Below are 14,814 nucleotides of genomic sequence, written 5' to 3'. Positions count from 1 at the left end.
GTGAAATCCTCGACCGAAACGCCAGTCGCCCACGCGACACGGCAAGACCCGAGCGAGAGGGTAATGTACCGAATTCTGCAGATCCTGTTTGTTGCGCTGTGCCTGTTGATATCGACCCATGTGGTCGGTCTGCGTGCGGCGGACGACCTTGGTGCGCTGGTCGACCAACTCGGCGCCGCGAAACTTTCGGATATGGACGAGCGGATCTCGGCGCTCGCCAAGACCGGTGACGCCAAGGTCATTCCCGTATTGGAGGCGTTGGGCGAGGGGGAACTCTACCAGCGCAAGTCCGACGGCAAGGTCTTCCTCGTCAAGGCGCAAGGCGCGGACCTGTTGCTCGTCGATCCCGTGACAGGCATGGAAGCCGGCGAAGCGCCAAAGGCGGCGATGCAGAAGGTCAAGGTCAACAATGCCGTGCGCCGCGCGGTTCGCAGCGCGCTGGGCGGCCTGACCCTTTTCAGCGATGACGCCGGCGCGCGACTGAAGGCGGCGCAGTCGATGCTGCAGACGCCGAATGCCGATGCGCTCGAGGCGATCGAGACGGCCATCGCGGCCGAAAAGGATGCAACTGTCCGCAAGGTTCTCGACGAGGCACGTGCGGTTTCGCTGCTCGTCTCGGATCGCGGCGACGATGAAAAGCACCAGGCGATAACACTCCTTGCCGAGGGCAATGGGCGCAACGGGCTTGCCGTTCTGACATCCGCGCTGGCCACTGCCGATGCTTCCCTCAAACCCGATATCGAGGCGGCGATCGCCCGCATCGAACAGACCCAGGCGCTTTGGAGCGCCGGCCAGAATGTCTGGTACGGCCTTTCGCTCGGCTCCGTTCTGCTGCTGGCGGCGATCGGGCTCGCGATCACCTTCGGCGTCATGGGCATCATCAACATGGCCCATGGCGAGATGGTCATGCTCGGCGCCTACACGACCTTCATGGTGCAGGAGGTCGTGCGCAATTCCTATCCCGCGCTTTTTGACTGGTCGCTGGCGATCGCCTTGCCGCTTGCCTTTCTCGTCACCGGCGCCGTTGGTCTTGCAATCGAACGCGGCGTCATTCGTTTCCTCTATGGCCGCCCGCTGGAAACCCTGCTTGCCACCTGGGGCTTGTCGCTGATCCTGCAGCAGGCGGTGCGCTCGATCTTCGGGCCGACCAACCGTGAGGTCGGCAACCCCTCCTGGATGTCCGGCGCCTTCGAGCTTGGCGGGCTGACGATCACCTGGAACCGGCTGTGGATCATCGTCTTTGCGCTGGCCGTCTTTGCCGCTCTGCTGTTCCTGTTGAAACGGACATCGATGGGCCTGCGGATGCGGGCGGTGACCCAGAACCGCCGCATGGCTTCCTCCATGGGCATCCGCACGCCCTGGGTCGATGCGCTGACCTTCGCACTCGGTTCGGGCATCGCCGGCATGGCAGGCGTGGCGCTGTCGCAGATCGACAATGTCTCGCCCAATCTCGGCCAGGGTTACATCATCGACAGCTTCATGGTCGTCGTCTTCGGCGGCGTCGGCAATCTCTGGGGCACGCTCGTCGGCGCCATCTCGCTCGGCATCCTCAACAAGTTCCTCGAACCCTATGCCGGCGCCGTGCTCGGCAAGATCCTCGTTCTGGTGCTGATCATCCTGTTCATCCAGAAGAAACCGCGCGGGCTCTTCGCGCTCAAGGGAAGGGCGGTCGAAGCATGATCACCTCGTTTCTGATGAAATCGCTGGATCGCAGCATCTTCGTCATCGTGGCGATCCTCCTCGGTCTTGCCATCGCCGTACCCGCGCTCAACCTTCTGACCGCGCCCGACCATCCGCTGCACGTGCCGACCTATCTGGTCTCGCTGTTCGGCAAGTATCTCACCTATGCGCTGCTGGCGCTGGCGCTCGATCTTGTCTGGGGCTTCTGCGGCATTCTTTCGCTTGGGCACGCCGCTTTTTTCGCGCTCGGGGGCTATGCCATGGGCATGTATCTCATGCGCCAGATTGGCGCGCGCGGCTCCTACGGCAATCCGCTGCTGCCGGATTTCATGGTGTTCCTCAACTGGAAGGAACTGCCCTGGTTCTGGTACGGCTTCGACATGTTCTGGTTCGCCGCGCTGATGGTGGTGCTGGTTCCGGGGCTGCTCGCCTTCATCTTCGGCTGGTTCGCCTTCCGCTCGCGCGTCAACGGCGTCTATCTGTCGATCATCACCCAGGCGATGACCTATGCGCTGCTGCTCGCCTTCTTCCGCAATGACATGGGCTTCGGCGGCAACAACGGGTTGACTGATTTCAAGGATATCCTCGGCTTCAGCATCCAGGCGGACGGCACGCGCGCCACACTGTTCGCGGTCTCGGCGCTGATACTGGCGCTCTGCCTCATCCTCACCTCGGCGATCGTTCGCTCCAAATACGGCAAGGTGCTCGTCGCCGTGCGCGACGCGGAAAGCCGCACCCGCTTCCTCGGATACCGGGTGGAGCACATCAAGCTCTTCGCCTTCACCGTCTCGGCGATGATGGCGGGCATCGCCGGCGCGCTCTACGTGCCGCAGGTCGGCATTATCAATCCCGGCGAATTCGAACCCGGCAATTCGATCGAGGTGGTGATCTGGACGGCGGTCGGCGGGCGCGGCACGCTGATCGGCCCGATCGTAGGCGCCATCCTCGTTAACGGCGGCAAGAGCATCTTCACCGCTGCGTTTCCTGAATTCTGGCTCTTCGCCCTCGGCGGTCTTTTCGTGCTCGTCACCCTGTTCCTGCCGAAGGGCGTCGTCGGAACGGCCAGCGCCTATTTCGCCCGCCGGCGTGCTGAGCGTAGGGCGCAGACGGGCGAAACGCCGGACAATCTTGCTGTTGAACCCATTGCGGCGGAGTAGGCGACATGAACCAGACGATCGGCCAGACCAAACCGACCAGCCTTCTCTATCTCGATGGCGTCTCCGTCGCCTTCGACGGCTTCAAGGCGCTGAACGCGCTCTCCTTCGTCATCGAACCGGGCGAACTGCGGGCGATCATCGGCCCAAACGGGGCCGGCAAGACGACGATGATGGACATCATTACCGGCAAGACCCGACCCGACGAGGGGCAGGTTTTCTTCAAGGGCGGGATCGACCTGACGAAGAAGGACGAGGCTGAGATCGCCTCGCTCGGCATCGGCCGAAAGTTCCAGAAGCCGACGGTCTTCGAAAGCCATACGGTGTGGGACAATATTGAACTCGCCTTGAACCGAAGACGAGGCGTCTTCGCGACGCTGTTCTATCAGCTGACGGCCGCGGACAAAGCCCGGATCGAGGAAATCCTTGCGACCGTCCGGCTTTCTGCGCGTCGCGACGATCTCGCCGCCAACCTCTCGCACGGCCAGAAGCAGTGGCTGGAGATCGGCATGCTGCTTGCCCAGGAGCCGGAACTGCTTCTGGTCGACGAGCCCGTCGCCGGGATGACGGATGCGGAAACGGCCGAGACCGCGGTTCTGCTCAAGGAGATCGCAAAGACCCGATCCGTGGTGGTCGTCGAGCACGACATGGGCTTCATCCGCGAATTGGGGGTCAAGGTTACCTGCCTTGCCGAAGGTGCAGTGCTGGCGGAAGGCTCGATCGACTCCGTCAGCAGCGACCCGAAGGTGATCGAGAACTATCTCGGCCGGTAATGCCCCATCCAGCAAACGTCATAGGAGGGCGCGCCATGCTGAGCGTCGAAAACGTCAATCTTCACTACGGTGCCGCGCAGGCGCTGCGCAACGTGTCGATCACCGCCGAGATGGGCAGGATCACTTGCGTGCTCGGCCGCAACGGCGTCGGCAAGTCGAGCCTGCTCCGGGCCGTTACCGGTCAGCATCCGGTTAGCGCCGGCGCGATCGGCTTCAACGGCGTAGCACTCGCGGGTATGGCGCCCTACCGCCGTGCCAAGGAAGGCATCGGCTACGTGCCGCAGGGCCGTGAGATTTTTCCGCTGCTGACGGTCAAGGAGAATCTCGAAACCGGCTACGCCCCGTTGAAGCGGGGCGATCGCTCGATACCGGAGGACGTCTTCAATCTCTTTCCGGTTCTTCGTTCGATGCTCGGGCGTCGCGGAGGCGACCTCTCCGGCGGGCAGCAGCAGCAACTGGCGATCGGCCGGGCACTGGTGACACGGCCGAAGATCCTGGTGCTCGACGAGCCGACCGAGGGCATTCAGCCTTCAATCATCAAGGATATCGGCCGGGCGATCCGCTACCTCCGGGATTCGACCGGAATGGCGATCCTGCTGGTCGAGCAATATCTGGATTTCTGCCGGGAACTCGCCGATCACGTCTACATCATGGACCGCGGCGCCGTGGTGCACGAGGGGCCGCCAGAGACGTTGGATACGGCCGAGGCCCGACGACATCTTACGGTTTGATCACCCGCTACCGGCATCTCTGGTGTCAGGTGTCCTGCAAGGGGCGCCATCGTTCGCGTGCGCAGGTGCTGGCGCCGCGGACCGAACCTCAATCCACCGAAGGCTCATTTATGAGAAATCGCGGTCTCTGCCATGAAAGCGCCAAGAAAGCGCACTAAATCTATGCAGTAACTTACGTAATTTCTTGAGAATGGTACGGTTTGGGTGTAGGACATCCTAAGCGAAAGAGTGCGGCCGTCACAACCCGTTGCCTCCGGCAAATGCCTGAGGAGCGGAATTGTGGCGGCCTTCTTGTTCACGAAAGCGAAGTGACATGTTGACCAAAAAAGGAAAATACGGGCTCAAGGCCCTTGTCGACCTGGCTCAACTGGAGCCAGGAGAGACCGCCTTCATCACCGAGATCGCCACGCGGAACAATATTCCGAAGAAGTTCCTGGATGCGATCCTTCTCGAACTGCGCAATGCCGGCATCCTGCGCTCGAAGAAGGGTCCGGGCGGCGGCTATTCTCTGTCTCGACCAGCCTCCGACATCCGCATCGGCCAGGTCATCCGGACGCTGGATGGCCCCTTGGCGCCGATCCGCTGTGCCAGCCGCACCGCCTTCGAGGCCTGCGACGACTGCGCAGATCCGGTCAACTGTCATGTGCGCAAGTCGATGAGCAATGTTCGCGACGCGATCGCCTCGATCCTCGACAACATGACGCTGGAGCAGTTCGCCGCCAATGACAACGCCTCCGAGATCGTAGCGTTGCGCGATGCCGAGGCGGGCTGAGGCGGCGCGGAAGCGGGTAGGACATTTCCAACGGCCGCGCCGCCGTGGAACTGGATTGCTGTCTTTATCTATATAATATGTGCATTATTTCGCCTCAACCATGGAGAGGCGGATGAGCAACGTACATTTCCTCAAAGAGCCGGTGGCGGCCGACAACAGCGAACATGATCAAAAACGGCGGGAGCTGTTTGCCCGCGCCGAGACGCTGTCTAGGGATCTTGCCCGGCGTGGCGCCGAACTCGACCGCGTCGGAGCGCCGCCGCGGGAAGAGGTCGAGGCGCTCCGTCAGGCCGGTCTGCTGACGGCACTGCATTCGCCCGAGATTGGCGGAGCGGGGCTGAGCTGGGTCGACGGGCTGCGGCTGGTACGCATCATCGCGCGCGGCGAAAGCTCGATCGGCCAATTGCTTGGCTATCACTACGTCAACAGCCAATATGTCTACTGGGCCGCTGCCGATCCGAAGCAGGCCTGGGTGCTTGGGGCGGAGACCGTCGAGCGGCAGCTCTATTGGGGTGCCGCGGTCAACCCGCGCGATCCGGGCCTGACATTGGAACGACGTGGTGGCCACTATGTGCTGAACGGCCGCAAGACATTTTCGACCGGCGCGCATGTCTCCGACCGCATCAACGTCAACGCTGCGATCGGCGGCAAGATCGCCAACTTCGTCGTGCCGACCGATCGGCCGGGTTACATCACCAACGACGACTGGGACAATATCGGCCAGCGCCTGTCGGACAGTGGCAGCGTCGAGTTCCGCGATTTCCCCGTCTACGAGCGTGATTTCATCCTGCCGCTTGCTGATCCCTCCGATCCGCCAGTGGTGCAGGCGACGTTCAACACGCCGTTGATCCAGCTCGTCTTCGTCAATTTCTACCTCGGCACGGCCGAAGGTGCGTTTGCCGCGGCCCTCGACTACGTCCGCAGCACGACGCGTCCCTGGGTGACATCGGGTGTCGAGCGCGCCGGCGATGATCCCTATATCCTCGAACGGATCGGCGAGTTGCAGGCAAGCCTGAAGGCGTCGGTCGCTTTGGCCGATACGGCGGCGGCAACCGTCGAGGCGGCACTGTCGCAGGGGAGGTCGGTGACGGCTGAGGCGCGCGGCGAGGCGGCGATCCAGGCCTATGCGGCCAAGGTGCACTCGACCCATGTCTCGCTCGACGTGACGACGAAGGTCTTCGAACTGATGGGCGCACGCGCCACGGCCGGGCATTATCGCTTCGACCGCTACTGGCGCAATGTCCGCACTCACACGCTGCACGATCCGGTCGCCTACAAGGCGCGCGAGGTTGGCGATTTCGCATTGAACGGTCGGATCCCGCCGGTAAGCCTTTACAGCTGAGCCCCGCCCCGCAGGCGCGATTACCTCGGCCTGAACTAAAAACGCCGCCTGGACCAGGTCCCGGCGGCGTTTCTTGGATGGCCCCGCCTTAAGCGGAGGCTGCGATTGCTTGTCGCTGTCCGCCGAGATCCCGATAGCCGGCGCCCGGATGCGGCGCTGCAAGCCTTGGCCCGGCGCCGAACAGCTTTTCCCTGAGCGTGCCCTGGCGATAGCCGGTCTTGTAGACGCCGCGTTTCTGCAGTTCCGGCACCAGCAGGTCGACGGCGTCTTCGAAAGTCTCGGGCGTGACCGCATAGGCGAGGTTGAAGCCGTCGACATCGGTGTCCTCGACCCATTCCTGCATGAGGTCGGCGACCGTCGAGGGCGAGCCGACGAAGACCGGTCCGAAGCCGCCGATGCCGACCCAGTCGGCCATCTCGCGTACCGTCCACACGCGATCCGGATCGATGGTCGTGAAGGTCTCGACGGCCGATTGCACAGCATTGGTGTAGCGGTGGCGCAGCGGTTCGTCCGGCGCGAACTGGCCGAAATCTATGCCCGTCCACCCGGAGATCAGCGCCAGAGCGCCCTCATAGGAGACGTGCTTGCGGTACTCGTCGAACTTCTTCTTCGCCTCGGCATCGGTTTCGCCGAGGATCACCGTCTGCAGATTGAAGGCAAGGATTTCGCGCGGGTTGCGGCCGGCGCGCTCTGCCGCCTCCCGGACATTGGCGACATAGCGTTTCAATACGGTCTTTGAGGGCGCGGCGACGAAGATGCATTCGGCGTGCTGGCCGGCAAAGTCCTTGCCTCTGCTCGAAGAGCCAGCCTGGTAGAGCACTGGCGTGCGCTGCGGCGAAGGCTCGCTCAAGTGGATGCCCGGAACGGTGAAATGGCGGCCGCGGTGGTCGATCGGGTGCACCTTGTCGGGGTGGGTGAAGATGCCGGTTGGCCGGTCGCGGACGACTGCACCGTCTTCCCAGCTGCCTTCCCAGAGCTTGTAGCAGACCTCGAGATATTCCTCAGCGAGATCATAGCGGTCGTCATGGCGCGTCTGCTGCGCCTGGCCGACATTGAGGGCGCCACTGTTCAGATAGGAGGTGACGATGTTCCAGCCGATCCGCCCCTTGGTCAGATGGTCGAGCGTCGAGATGCGGCGGGCGAAGGTATAGGGGTGTTCGAAGGAAAGCGACGCCGTCAGGCCGAAGCCCAAATGTTCGGTTTCGTGGGCCATGGTCGGCACCAGCTGTAGGGGGTCGTTGACCGGAACCTGGGCCGAATGGCGAAGAGCCGCGTCTGCATTGCCGTTCAGCACGTCGTAAACGCCGAGCACATCGGCGATGAAAAGGCCGTCGAACTTGCCGCGCTCGAGCGTTTTTGCCAGATGCACCCAATAGTCGAGGTCCTTGTAGCGCCAGGACTGGTCGCGCGGATGGGTCCAGAGCCCCGGCGACTGATGGCCGACGCAATTCATGTCAAAGGCATTCAGCCGGATTTCGCGACTCATGCAGTTCTCCTTCGAGCAAGGTTTATGCGTTGCCCGAAGCGTTGGTCACGCCTCGAGCCGCTTGTGCGCGGTCAATGGGATCAAAGTGCGCCGTTCTTCGGCGGCTTGACGCCGTTCAGGTGGTAGTTGCCGACGACGTGATGCTTCCAGCGCACCGGGTCGTGCAGCGTGTGGGTGCGGGCGTTGCGCCAATGCCGGTCGAGGTTGAGGCCGATCTTCGTCGAGGCGGTTCCGGCGAGTTCGAAGAGCGTGTTGCTCGCTTCCAAGGCGATCTCGGTCGTCAGGACCTTCGCCGCAGCAACGGCCAGCGTTGCCTCGACGACGCTCTCCTCGGTGCCGTTGATCTGGGCGACATCGACCTTTTTGCCGGCGCGTTCGACGGTTGCGGTTGCCGCCTCCAGCCGGATGGCGAGCTGGCCGATGCGGGCGATGGTCAGGGGATCATCGGCAGCGCGCTCGACGCCGCTGTCCATCCAGGGCCGCGCATGATCACGTACGAAATTGAGGGTTTCGGCAAAGGCCGCCCGGGCGATGCCGAGGTCGATGCCGGCATGAATGATCTGGCCGACGGAGCCAATCGTCGTCGGGCGCTCGAAGCCGCGGTGATGACGCACCACCGCATCGGCGGTGACGTAGACATTTTGCAGCACGGTCGTGCCGCTGCCGGTCGTGCGCTGGCCGAAGCCGTCCCAGTCGTCGATGACCTGCAATCCTTCGGCGCCGCGCGGCAAAAACGACATGGTCAGCTTGTCGTTTGGATCCAGAGCGAAGACCACGATCCATTCGGCAAACAGCACGCCGGTCGAATAGTACTTGCGCCCGTTCAGCCGGAAACCGGGACCATCGGGCGCCAACCGCGTCGCGTAGTCGCCGACAGTCTTCGTGCCGCGCTCGGAAAGGGCGTTGCCGAAACGGTCGCCGGCAAGCGCACGGCCGAAGAAGAACGCCTTCTGCTCCTCGGTGCCGTCAGTGCGCAGCGCTTCCAGAATGTAGAAGTGGTTCTGCGGGATCTGGCCGATCGAGCTGTCTGCTTCCGAGAGGATGGCGGTGATCTCTGCCAGAACCGCATTGGAGACGTCGATGCCGTCATATTCCGGCGGCACTGTGATCGCGAGCAGGCCGGATTGGGCCAGCGCATCGAGCTCGTCGAAGGGCAGGATGCGGTCCGTATCCCGCTCATTGGCGCTCTTCGCAAATTCCGCCGCCAATTCGCGGGCGATCGACAGCGCTTCCTCCTCGCTCTCGATCCGGTGCGCCGGGGCTCGTGTTTTCTCGGAAAGCCGCGAGATCGTTCCCATGTGACTGCTCCCTGTCGATTGAGGTGCATATCAGTGAATTATCTGGCAGAGCCGGGTAAGATAGTATATTCTATAGAAATTATCGATTTGAGATTTTCGTTTCTGCCGCGGTGGCGGCCCGGTGTTTACCTTTGGGGCGGGATCGTTAATATCGAGTCGGGGGGGAGGCCGCGGGGGAAACCTTGGCCGCGGCGCGCGACGTGTATGCGTGCCGATTTCCCGCCAAAATTGACTGCGGCTCAGGGAACTATCACCCGATTTGCGCATTGCGTCATCGCCTGCAGTTTAACCAGTCGCGTGGCCACAGAGTATCGGCCACCCGGCACGAACACAAACACATGCTGACAGAATTGGCCATTCGCGTTTCCCGGCCTTAACCACTGAAGGAGACACAAATGACGAATTTCCTGCCTGCTCTACATGAAGGGCACGCCTCCATCACGCTGCAGAACCTGTTTCGCGATGCTCTGGAGGCCTATGACGACTGGGGCGCAAACATGCCCGAGCCGTTCGTTGCGTTCGAAGGTAAGCTGCTTCCGATCAGCGAAGTCTTCGACTGGATGAAACCTTGTACCGACATCATGCCGGCGAACCTCCTCGGCATCGTCACGGACCGGCTGAACAAGCCTTGGAGCGGTGAAGGTCCGCTCGACGCTATGACCGTCTCGACGGCGGCACGCGTGATGGCTGTTCTCACGCGGCGACAGCTGCGCAGCTTCGGTCGAGGCTCGATCGAGGTTTTTGCCGAGCGTTTCAACCATCCGGTGCAGGCCAACGCCTGATCGGTGAATCCCTGAGGAGCGCGTTCGCGCGCTCCTCATCAATGGCGAGCCGCTCGGCGATCGATTTCGCTACGCTCGGTGTCGCACCCCTTTCTTGCCGGATTGCCTTCCCGTAAACACGGGAGCTAGCGGATGTTCGAACGAACCGGGGGCGACGTGAATTTTCGACAATTGGAAGTGCTGCGCACGCTTCTTGCGACCGGATCGACGATTGCTGCCGCCAAGACCATGGGCCTCAGCCAGTCCGGTGTCAGCCGGTTGTTGCAGCAGCTCGAGGAAGACCTGTCGCTGACGCTCTTTGCTCGCGACAAGGGCCGGCTGATCCCGACGCCGGAGGCGATGAAACTCGCCGAGGATGCCGAGCACATTCTGTTGGGCATCGACCGCTTCACCAATCTGGCGCAGGATCTGCGCAGCGGCGCCGTCGGCCCCGAGGTCGTGCGCATCGGTCTGCCGAACAGCATGTCCGAGACTTTCGCGCCGGCGATGCTCGCCGACTATGCCAAGGATTTTCCGGGCGTGCGCATCGAGACTTTCTTCGATACGACCGTCGCGATCGCGCGGCTGGTGGAGCAGCGCATCATCGACTTCGGCTTTCTGCGCTATGAGGGGCAACTGAGCGCCGGCATCGAAATGCAGCCGGTCGCCACCGGCGTCAGCGTCTGCGTGATGGAAAAGGGGCATCCGCTCTCTGCGCTCGATACCATCACGCCCAAGGAATTGCGCGGGGTGCCTCTGATCCTCATCGGCCGGCGCCGGCCGACGCGCGTCATGCTCGACGAGATCTTCCGCAAGGCGGGCGTGCCGCAGAAGGTCAAGATCGAGACCCACAGCAACAGCTCGGCCTGCGCCTATGCCGCCTATGGCCTCGGGGTCGCGATCATCAGCAGCTTCTTTGCCAGTTTGCATCGGCATCTGCCGATCGAGATCCGCCGATTCTCGCCGCATCTCACCCAGGATTTCGGAGTCGCAACGGCGGCCGGCGTTCCGCTGTCGCTTGCGGCCCAGGCCATGATCGATTGCCTGAAGCGTCAGATCGCCGCCGTCCACGACCTGTAGACGGTGGGTCGCCTCGGCACAGGGCAGCTACTGCATGTCTCCTTAAATCGGCTTCGATTTAAGGACAAAGACATGCAGAAAATCAAAGTGCTACAGCGACCTTTGCGCGTCTGATAAGACGCGCGGCGCTGTAGTAATGCCTTGTTTTATATTCAGTATCCTGTTCGTCGAGCGATCCATCGATGCTCGCCCGGCGTGTCATGTCCTTGTCATAGATGTATGACGATTACTCATAATATTGCGCGATTTTTTCCAATCGATCATACTTCCATCAACAAGAGCCGACGGGCGGGAGAATCGCGGTAACGCGTGCGGCCTGCCTCAGTACGGGGAACCCATGATCAAGTTCATTCTCAATCGCCTCGTGATGGCGATACCGACGATCGTTATCGTCTCGGTGGCCGTCTTCACGCTCATCCGCCTCATTCCCGGCGATCCGGCAGCGCTGATGCTCGGCGACATGGCCGAGCCGCGGCAGATTGCCGCGATGCGCACGGAGCTCGGTCTTGACCGCAGCATCCCCGAGCAATTCGTCATCTGGGCCGGCAATATCCTCTCCGGCGATTTCGGCACGTCGATCGTCACCGGCGAGCCGGTGCTGCATCTGGTGCTCAGCCGCTTCATGGTGAGCGCCGAGATCGTCGTGATCGCCGTGTTTCTCGCAAGCCTCATTGCGGTACCGGCTGGCGTCATCGCCGCCTGGCGGCAGAACAGCCTGACGGATCTTGCTTTGGTCGGTACGGCGACCGTGCTTCTGTCGATCCCGACCTTCTGGCTCGGCCTGCTGCTGCTGCTCGCCTTCGGCCTCAAGCTCGGCTGGCTGCCGGTACTGGGTTACGTGCCGATTTCGGAGAACTGGAAGGCGGGCCTTCTCTATCTGGTGCTGCCGGTCATGACCCTCGTCATCCACGAGATGGGCGTGATCATTCGCATGGCGCGTGCCTCCACCCTCGAAGTGCTGAGACTCGATTACATCACCCACGCCCGCGCCAAGGGGCTGTCGGAAAGCGCTGTCCTCTGGCGCCACGCCTTCAAGAATGCCTTCGGACCCACCTGGACGATGATCGGCCTTATCCTCGGCAACCTGCTCGGCGGCATCGCGGTCATCGAAACGGTTTTTACCATCCCCGGCCTCGGCCGATTGATGGTCGATGCCATCTTCCAGCGCGATTATCCGGTGATCCAGGGCTGCCTGCTGCTCGTCGCCTTCTCCTATGTCGTCGTCAACCTCGTGGTCGACCTTCTCTATCCTCTCTTCGATCCGCGGGTGGTGGCAGAATGAGAAAGTTCACTTTCAATGGCTTCATCGGCGGCGGCCTGATCGGATTGCTCGTCATCATCGCGCTCATCGGTCTCATTTGGACGCCCTATGATCCGATGGCGCTCGGCTTCACCTCGCGCCTCGCTGCACCCGGTGCGGCGCACTGGCTTGGCACCGACGAGTTCGGCCGCGATGTCGCCAGCCGGCTGATGGTCGGCGCCCGCGCCAGCGTCTGGATCGGCTTCCTGACCGTCACCTTCGCCGTCGTCTGCGGTACCTTCATCGGCATCGTCAGCGGCTATGCCCGCGGCTGGGTCGATGGCGTCATCATGGCGATCAACAACGCGCTGCTGGCCTTCCCCGGCATCCTGCTCGCCCTCGGCCTGCTCGCCGTCTTCGGCGCCAACCAGTACGGCATCATCTTCGCACTCGGCATCGCCTATACGCCGTCGATGGCGCGTGTGGTGCGCGGCGCAGTCCTTTCATTGCGTGAGCGCGAGTTCATCGAAGCCTCGCGCGTCATGGGCAATGGCGAGATCTATACGATGCTGCGCCATATCCTGCCGAATTGCGTTGCGCCGATCACGGTGCTTGCGACTTCGATGTTCGGCTGGGCGATCCTGTCGGAAAGCGCTCTCTCCTTCCTCGGCCTCGGCGTGCCGCCACCGGCGCCGACCTGGGGCAACATGCTCGCCGCCGGCCGCCCCTTCATCGAACAGGCCGTCTGGCTCGGTTTCTTCCCCGGTCTCTGCATCGCGCTCACTCTGCTCGGCATCAACCTGCTTGGCGATGCGCTGCGCGACCGGCTCGACCCCCGCATGCGAGGCCTGAAATGACCGGAAAATCTCTTCTCAGCGCACCCCTTCTCAGCGTCCGGGGCCTCTCGCTTGCCGTCGCCCATTCCGGCAACCAGGTGGTGAAGGATGTGAGCTTCGACGTCGCGCCGGGCGAAATCGTCGGCATCGTCGGCGAAAGCGGCTCCGGAAAGACGCTCGCCACACGAGCGATCATCGGCCTCATCCCGCCGGCCGTCCGCCATGGCGGTGGCACGATCCTCTACCGGGGCCGCGACGTGCTCGGCATGAAGGATCGCGATCTACGCGCGCTTCGTGGCGGCGAGGTCGGCGTCGTCTTTCAGGAACCAATGACATCGCTCAACCCGTCGATGACCATCGGCCGGCAGCTCGAAGAGGGGCTGATCCTGCACACCAAGATGTCTGTGGAGGAGCGCCGCGCCGCTATCCTCTCCATGCTGAACCGGGTCGGAATCCGCGAGCCTGAGCGGGCGCTGACCGCCTATCCGCACGAGTTCTCGGGCGGCATGCGCCAGCGCATCATGCTCGCCTCGGTGATGCTGCTGAAGCCGGCCTTGCTGATCGCCGACGAGCCGACCACGGCGCTCGACGCCGTCGTCCAGCGCGACGTCATGGAGCTGATGGTCGACCTCACCCAGGCCGAAGGCACGGCGGTGCTTCTGATCAGCCATGACCTGCCGATGGTCGCCCGCTACACGAACCGTTTCGTCGTCATGGAAAAGGGCGTTGTCGTCGAGCAGGGGCTGACCGACGAGATCCTGCAGGCACCACAGCATCCCTATACCCGCAAGCTGCTTTCCTCGCTGCCGTTCCGAAGCGCGCCGCGCAAGCTCGACCTGACGCGCACGCCGATGATCTCGGCGCGCAACATCGTGGTCGAATACCCCGGTCGCAAGGGGCTTTTCCGCAGGCATGAGCCGAAGCGGGCGCTGCACGGCGTGAGCGTCGATATCCATGTCGGCGAGGTTGTCGCACTGGTCGGTGGCTCGGGCTCCGGCAAGACGACGCTCGGCCGCACCATTGCCGATCTGGTACGGCAGACGGAAGGGGAGATCCTGTTCCAGGGCCGCGAGCGCAGTGCCGACTGGCGCGACTATCGGCTGAACTGCCAGATGGTGTTTCAGGATCCGTATTCCTCGCTCGATCCGCGCATGACCATCCAGGCGCTGGTCGAAGAGGCCCTGCGGCTGGTGCCGGATCTCGATACGGCGGCCAAGCGCCTCCGTGCGCTTGAAACGCTGGAAGAGGTCGGGCTCAGCGCCGATTTCGCCAACCGCTACCCGCACGAGCTCTCGGGCGGCCAGCGCCAACGCGTGGCGATCGCCCGCGCCATTGCCCGCCGCCCGAAGTTCTTGATCGCCGACGAGCCGGTCTCGGCCCTCGACGTCACGGTCCGGGCGCAGGTGCTGGAGCTCTTTTCCAGCCTGCAGAAGCGCTACGGTTTCTCCTGCCTGTTCATCAGCCACGACCTCGGCGTCGTCGAGCAGGTCGCCGACCGCGTCATCGTCATGCAGGACGGGCGCATCATCGAAGAAGGCGACCGTGACCGGATCTTCGACGCGCCGCAAGAGGCCTATACCCGCAAGCTCCTGTCCGCGATCCCGGCGCTCGATCTCAACCAGACCGGTGGCGTCACCCTCAAATGGCGGCTGGAGGCCTGA

13 protein-coding genes are annotated in these 14,814 nt (G+C 62.9%); 11 read left to right on the top strand and 2 right to left on the bottom strand.

Annotation, left to right across the window (positions count from 1 at the left end):
* Positions 1-63 precede the first annotated feature (63 nt).
* The 6 genes from urtB to AC070A_RS05375 all read left to right on the top strand — a co-directional run bounded on the left by urtB (position 64) and on the right by AC070A_RS05375 (position 6,452).
* The gene (gene urtB / locus AC070A_RS05400; protein WP_058329824.1) at positions 64-1,680 is read left to right on the top strand and encodes an urea ABC transporter permease subunit UrtB; all 1,617 of its coding nucleotides are present in this window, start codon (positions 64-66) and stop codon (positions 1,678-1,680) included.
* The gene (gene urtC, locus AC070A_RS05395; protein ID WP_058329825.1) at positions 1,677-2,837 is read left to right on the top strand and encodes an urea ABC transporter permease subunit UrtC; all 1,161 of its coding nucleotides are present in this window, start codon (positions 1,677-1,679) and stop codon (positions 2,835-2,837) included. Before urtB ends, urtC begins: the two co-directional genes overlap by 4 nt.
* 5 nt (positions 2,838-2,842) lie before the next feature.
* Entirely contained in the window at positions 2,843-3,607 is a 765-nt protein-coding gene (urtD, locus tag AC070A_RS05390; protein ID WP_113480169.1) for an urea ABC transporter ATP-binding protein UrtD, read from the top strand.
* Positions 3,608-3,642: 35 nt separating this feature from the next.
* Positions 3,643-4,338: an urea ABC transporter ATP-binding subunit UrtE gene (gene urtE / locus AC070A_RS05385; protein WP_057251746.1), complete on the top strand. Its 696-nt coding sequence runs from the start codon at positions 3,643-3,645 to the stop codon at positions 4,336-4,338.
* Between the two features lie 313 nt (positions 4,339-4,651).
* The gene (locus tag AC070A_RS05380) at positions 4,652-5,110 is read left to right on the top strand and encodes an RrF2 family transcriptional regulator (protein ID WP_029742909.1); all 459 of its coding nucleotides are present in this window, start codon (positions 4,652-4,654) and stop codon (positions 5,108-5,110) included.
* Between the two features lie 112 nt (positions 5,111-5,222).
* Entirely contained in the window at positions 5,223-6,452 is a 1,230-nt protein-coding gene (locus tag AC070A_RS05375) for an acyl-CoA dehydrogenase family protein (RefSeq protein ID WP_113480168.1), read from the top strand.
* 88 nt (positions 6,453-6,540) lie between these two features.
* Here AC070A_RS05375 and AC070A_RS05370 read toward each other — a convergent pair whose 3' ends face one another.
* Together AC070A_RS05370 and AC070A_RS05365 are read right to left on the bottom strand one after the other, a co-directional pair.
* Complete coding sequence (locus AC070A_RS05370) at positions 6,541-7,938, bottom strand: LLM class flavin-dependent oxidoreductase (RefSeq protein ID WP_113480167.1); 1,398 nt, start codon at positions 7,936-7,938, stop codon at positions 6,541-6,543.
* A gap of 80 nt (positions 7,939-8,018) precedes the next feature.
* Complete coding sequence (locus AC070A_RS05365; RefSeq protein WP_057251744.1) at positions 8,019-9,236, bottom strand: SfnB family sulfur acquisition oxidoreductase; 1,218 nt, start codon at positions 9,234-9,236, stop codon at positions 8,019-8,021.
* A gap of 395 nt (positions 9,237-9,631) precedes the next feature.
* On the opposite strand from AC070A_RS05365, the gene AC070A_RS05360 reads away from it, so the two are divergent.
* The 5 genes from AC070A_RS05360 (at position 9,632) to AC070A_RS05340 (ending at position 14,814) form a co-directional block, all read left to right on the top strand.
* On the top strand, positions 9,632-10,018 hold the full coding sequence (locus tag AC070A_RS05360; protein ID WP_057251743.1) for a BRA0787 family protein: 387 nt from the start codon (positions 9,632-9,634) through the stop codon (positions 10,016-10,018).
* 156 nt (positions 10,019-10,174) lie between these two features.
* Positions 10,175-11,077, top strand: a complete 903-nt coding sequence (locus AC070A_RS05355) for a LysR family transcriptional regulator (RefSeq protein WP_058329854.1) — start codon at positions 10,175-10,177, stop codon at positions 11,075-11,077.
* A gap of 337 nt (positions 11,078-11,414) precedes the next feature.
* Complete coding sequence (locus tag AC070A_RS05350; protein WP_058329828.1) at positions 11,415-12,359, top strand: ABC transporter permease; 945 nt, start codon at positions 11,415-11,417, stop codon at positions 12,357-12,359.
* Positions 12,356-13,174 carry an ABC transporter permease gene (locus AC070A_RS05345; protein ID WP_113480166.1) on the top strand — a complete coding sequence of 273 codons (819 nt, stop codon included), beginning with the start codon at positions 12,356-12,358 and terminating at the stop codon, positions 13,172-13,174. Before AC070A_RS05350 ends, AC070A_RS05345 begins: the two co-directional genes overlap by 4 nt.
* Positions 13,171-14,814 (top strand): ABC transporter ATP-binding protein, encoded by a 1,644-nt coding sequence (locus AC070A_RS05340; protein WP_113480165.1) that lies wholly within the window; start codon positions 13,171-13,173, stop codon positions 14,812-14,814. Before AC070A_RS05345 ends, AC070A_RS05340 begins: the two co-directional genes overlap by 4 nt.

It is taken from the genome of Ensifer sp. GW101-20A05, from assembly GCF_059424735.1.
The sequence above is the reverse complement of the archived record's forward strand: the minus strand, read 5'-3'. Positions and strand labels throughout refer to the sequence as shown.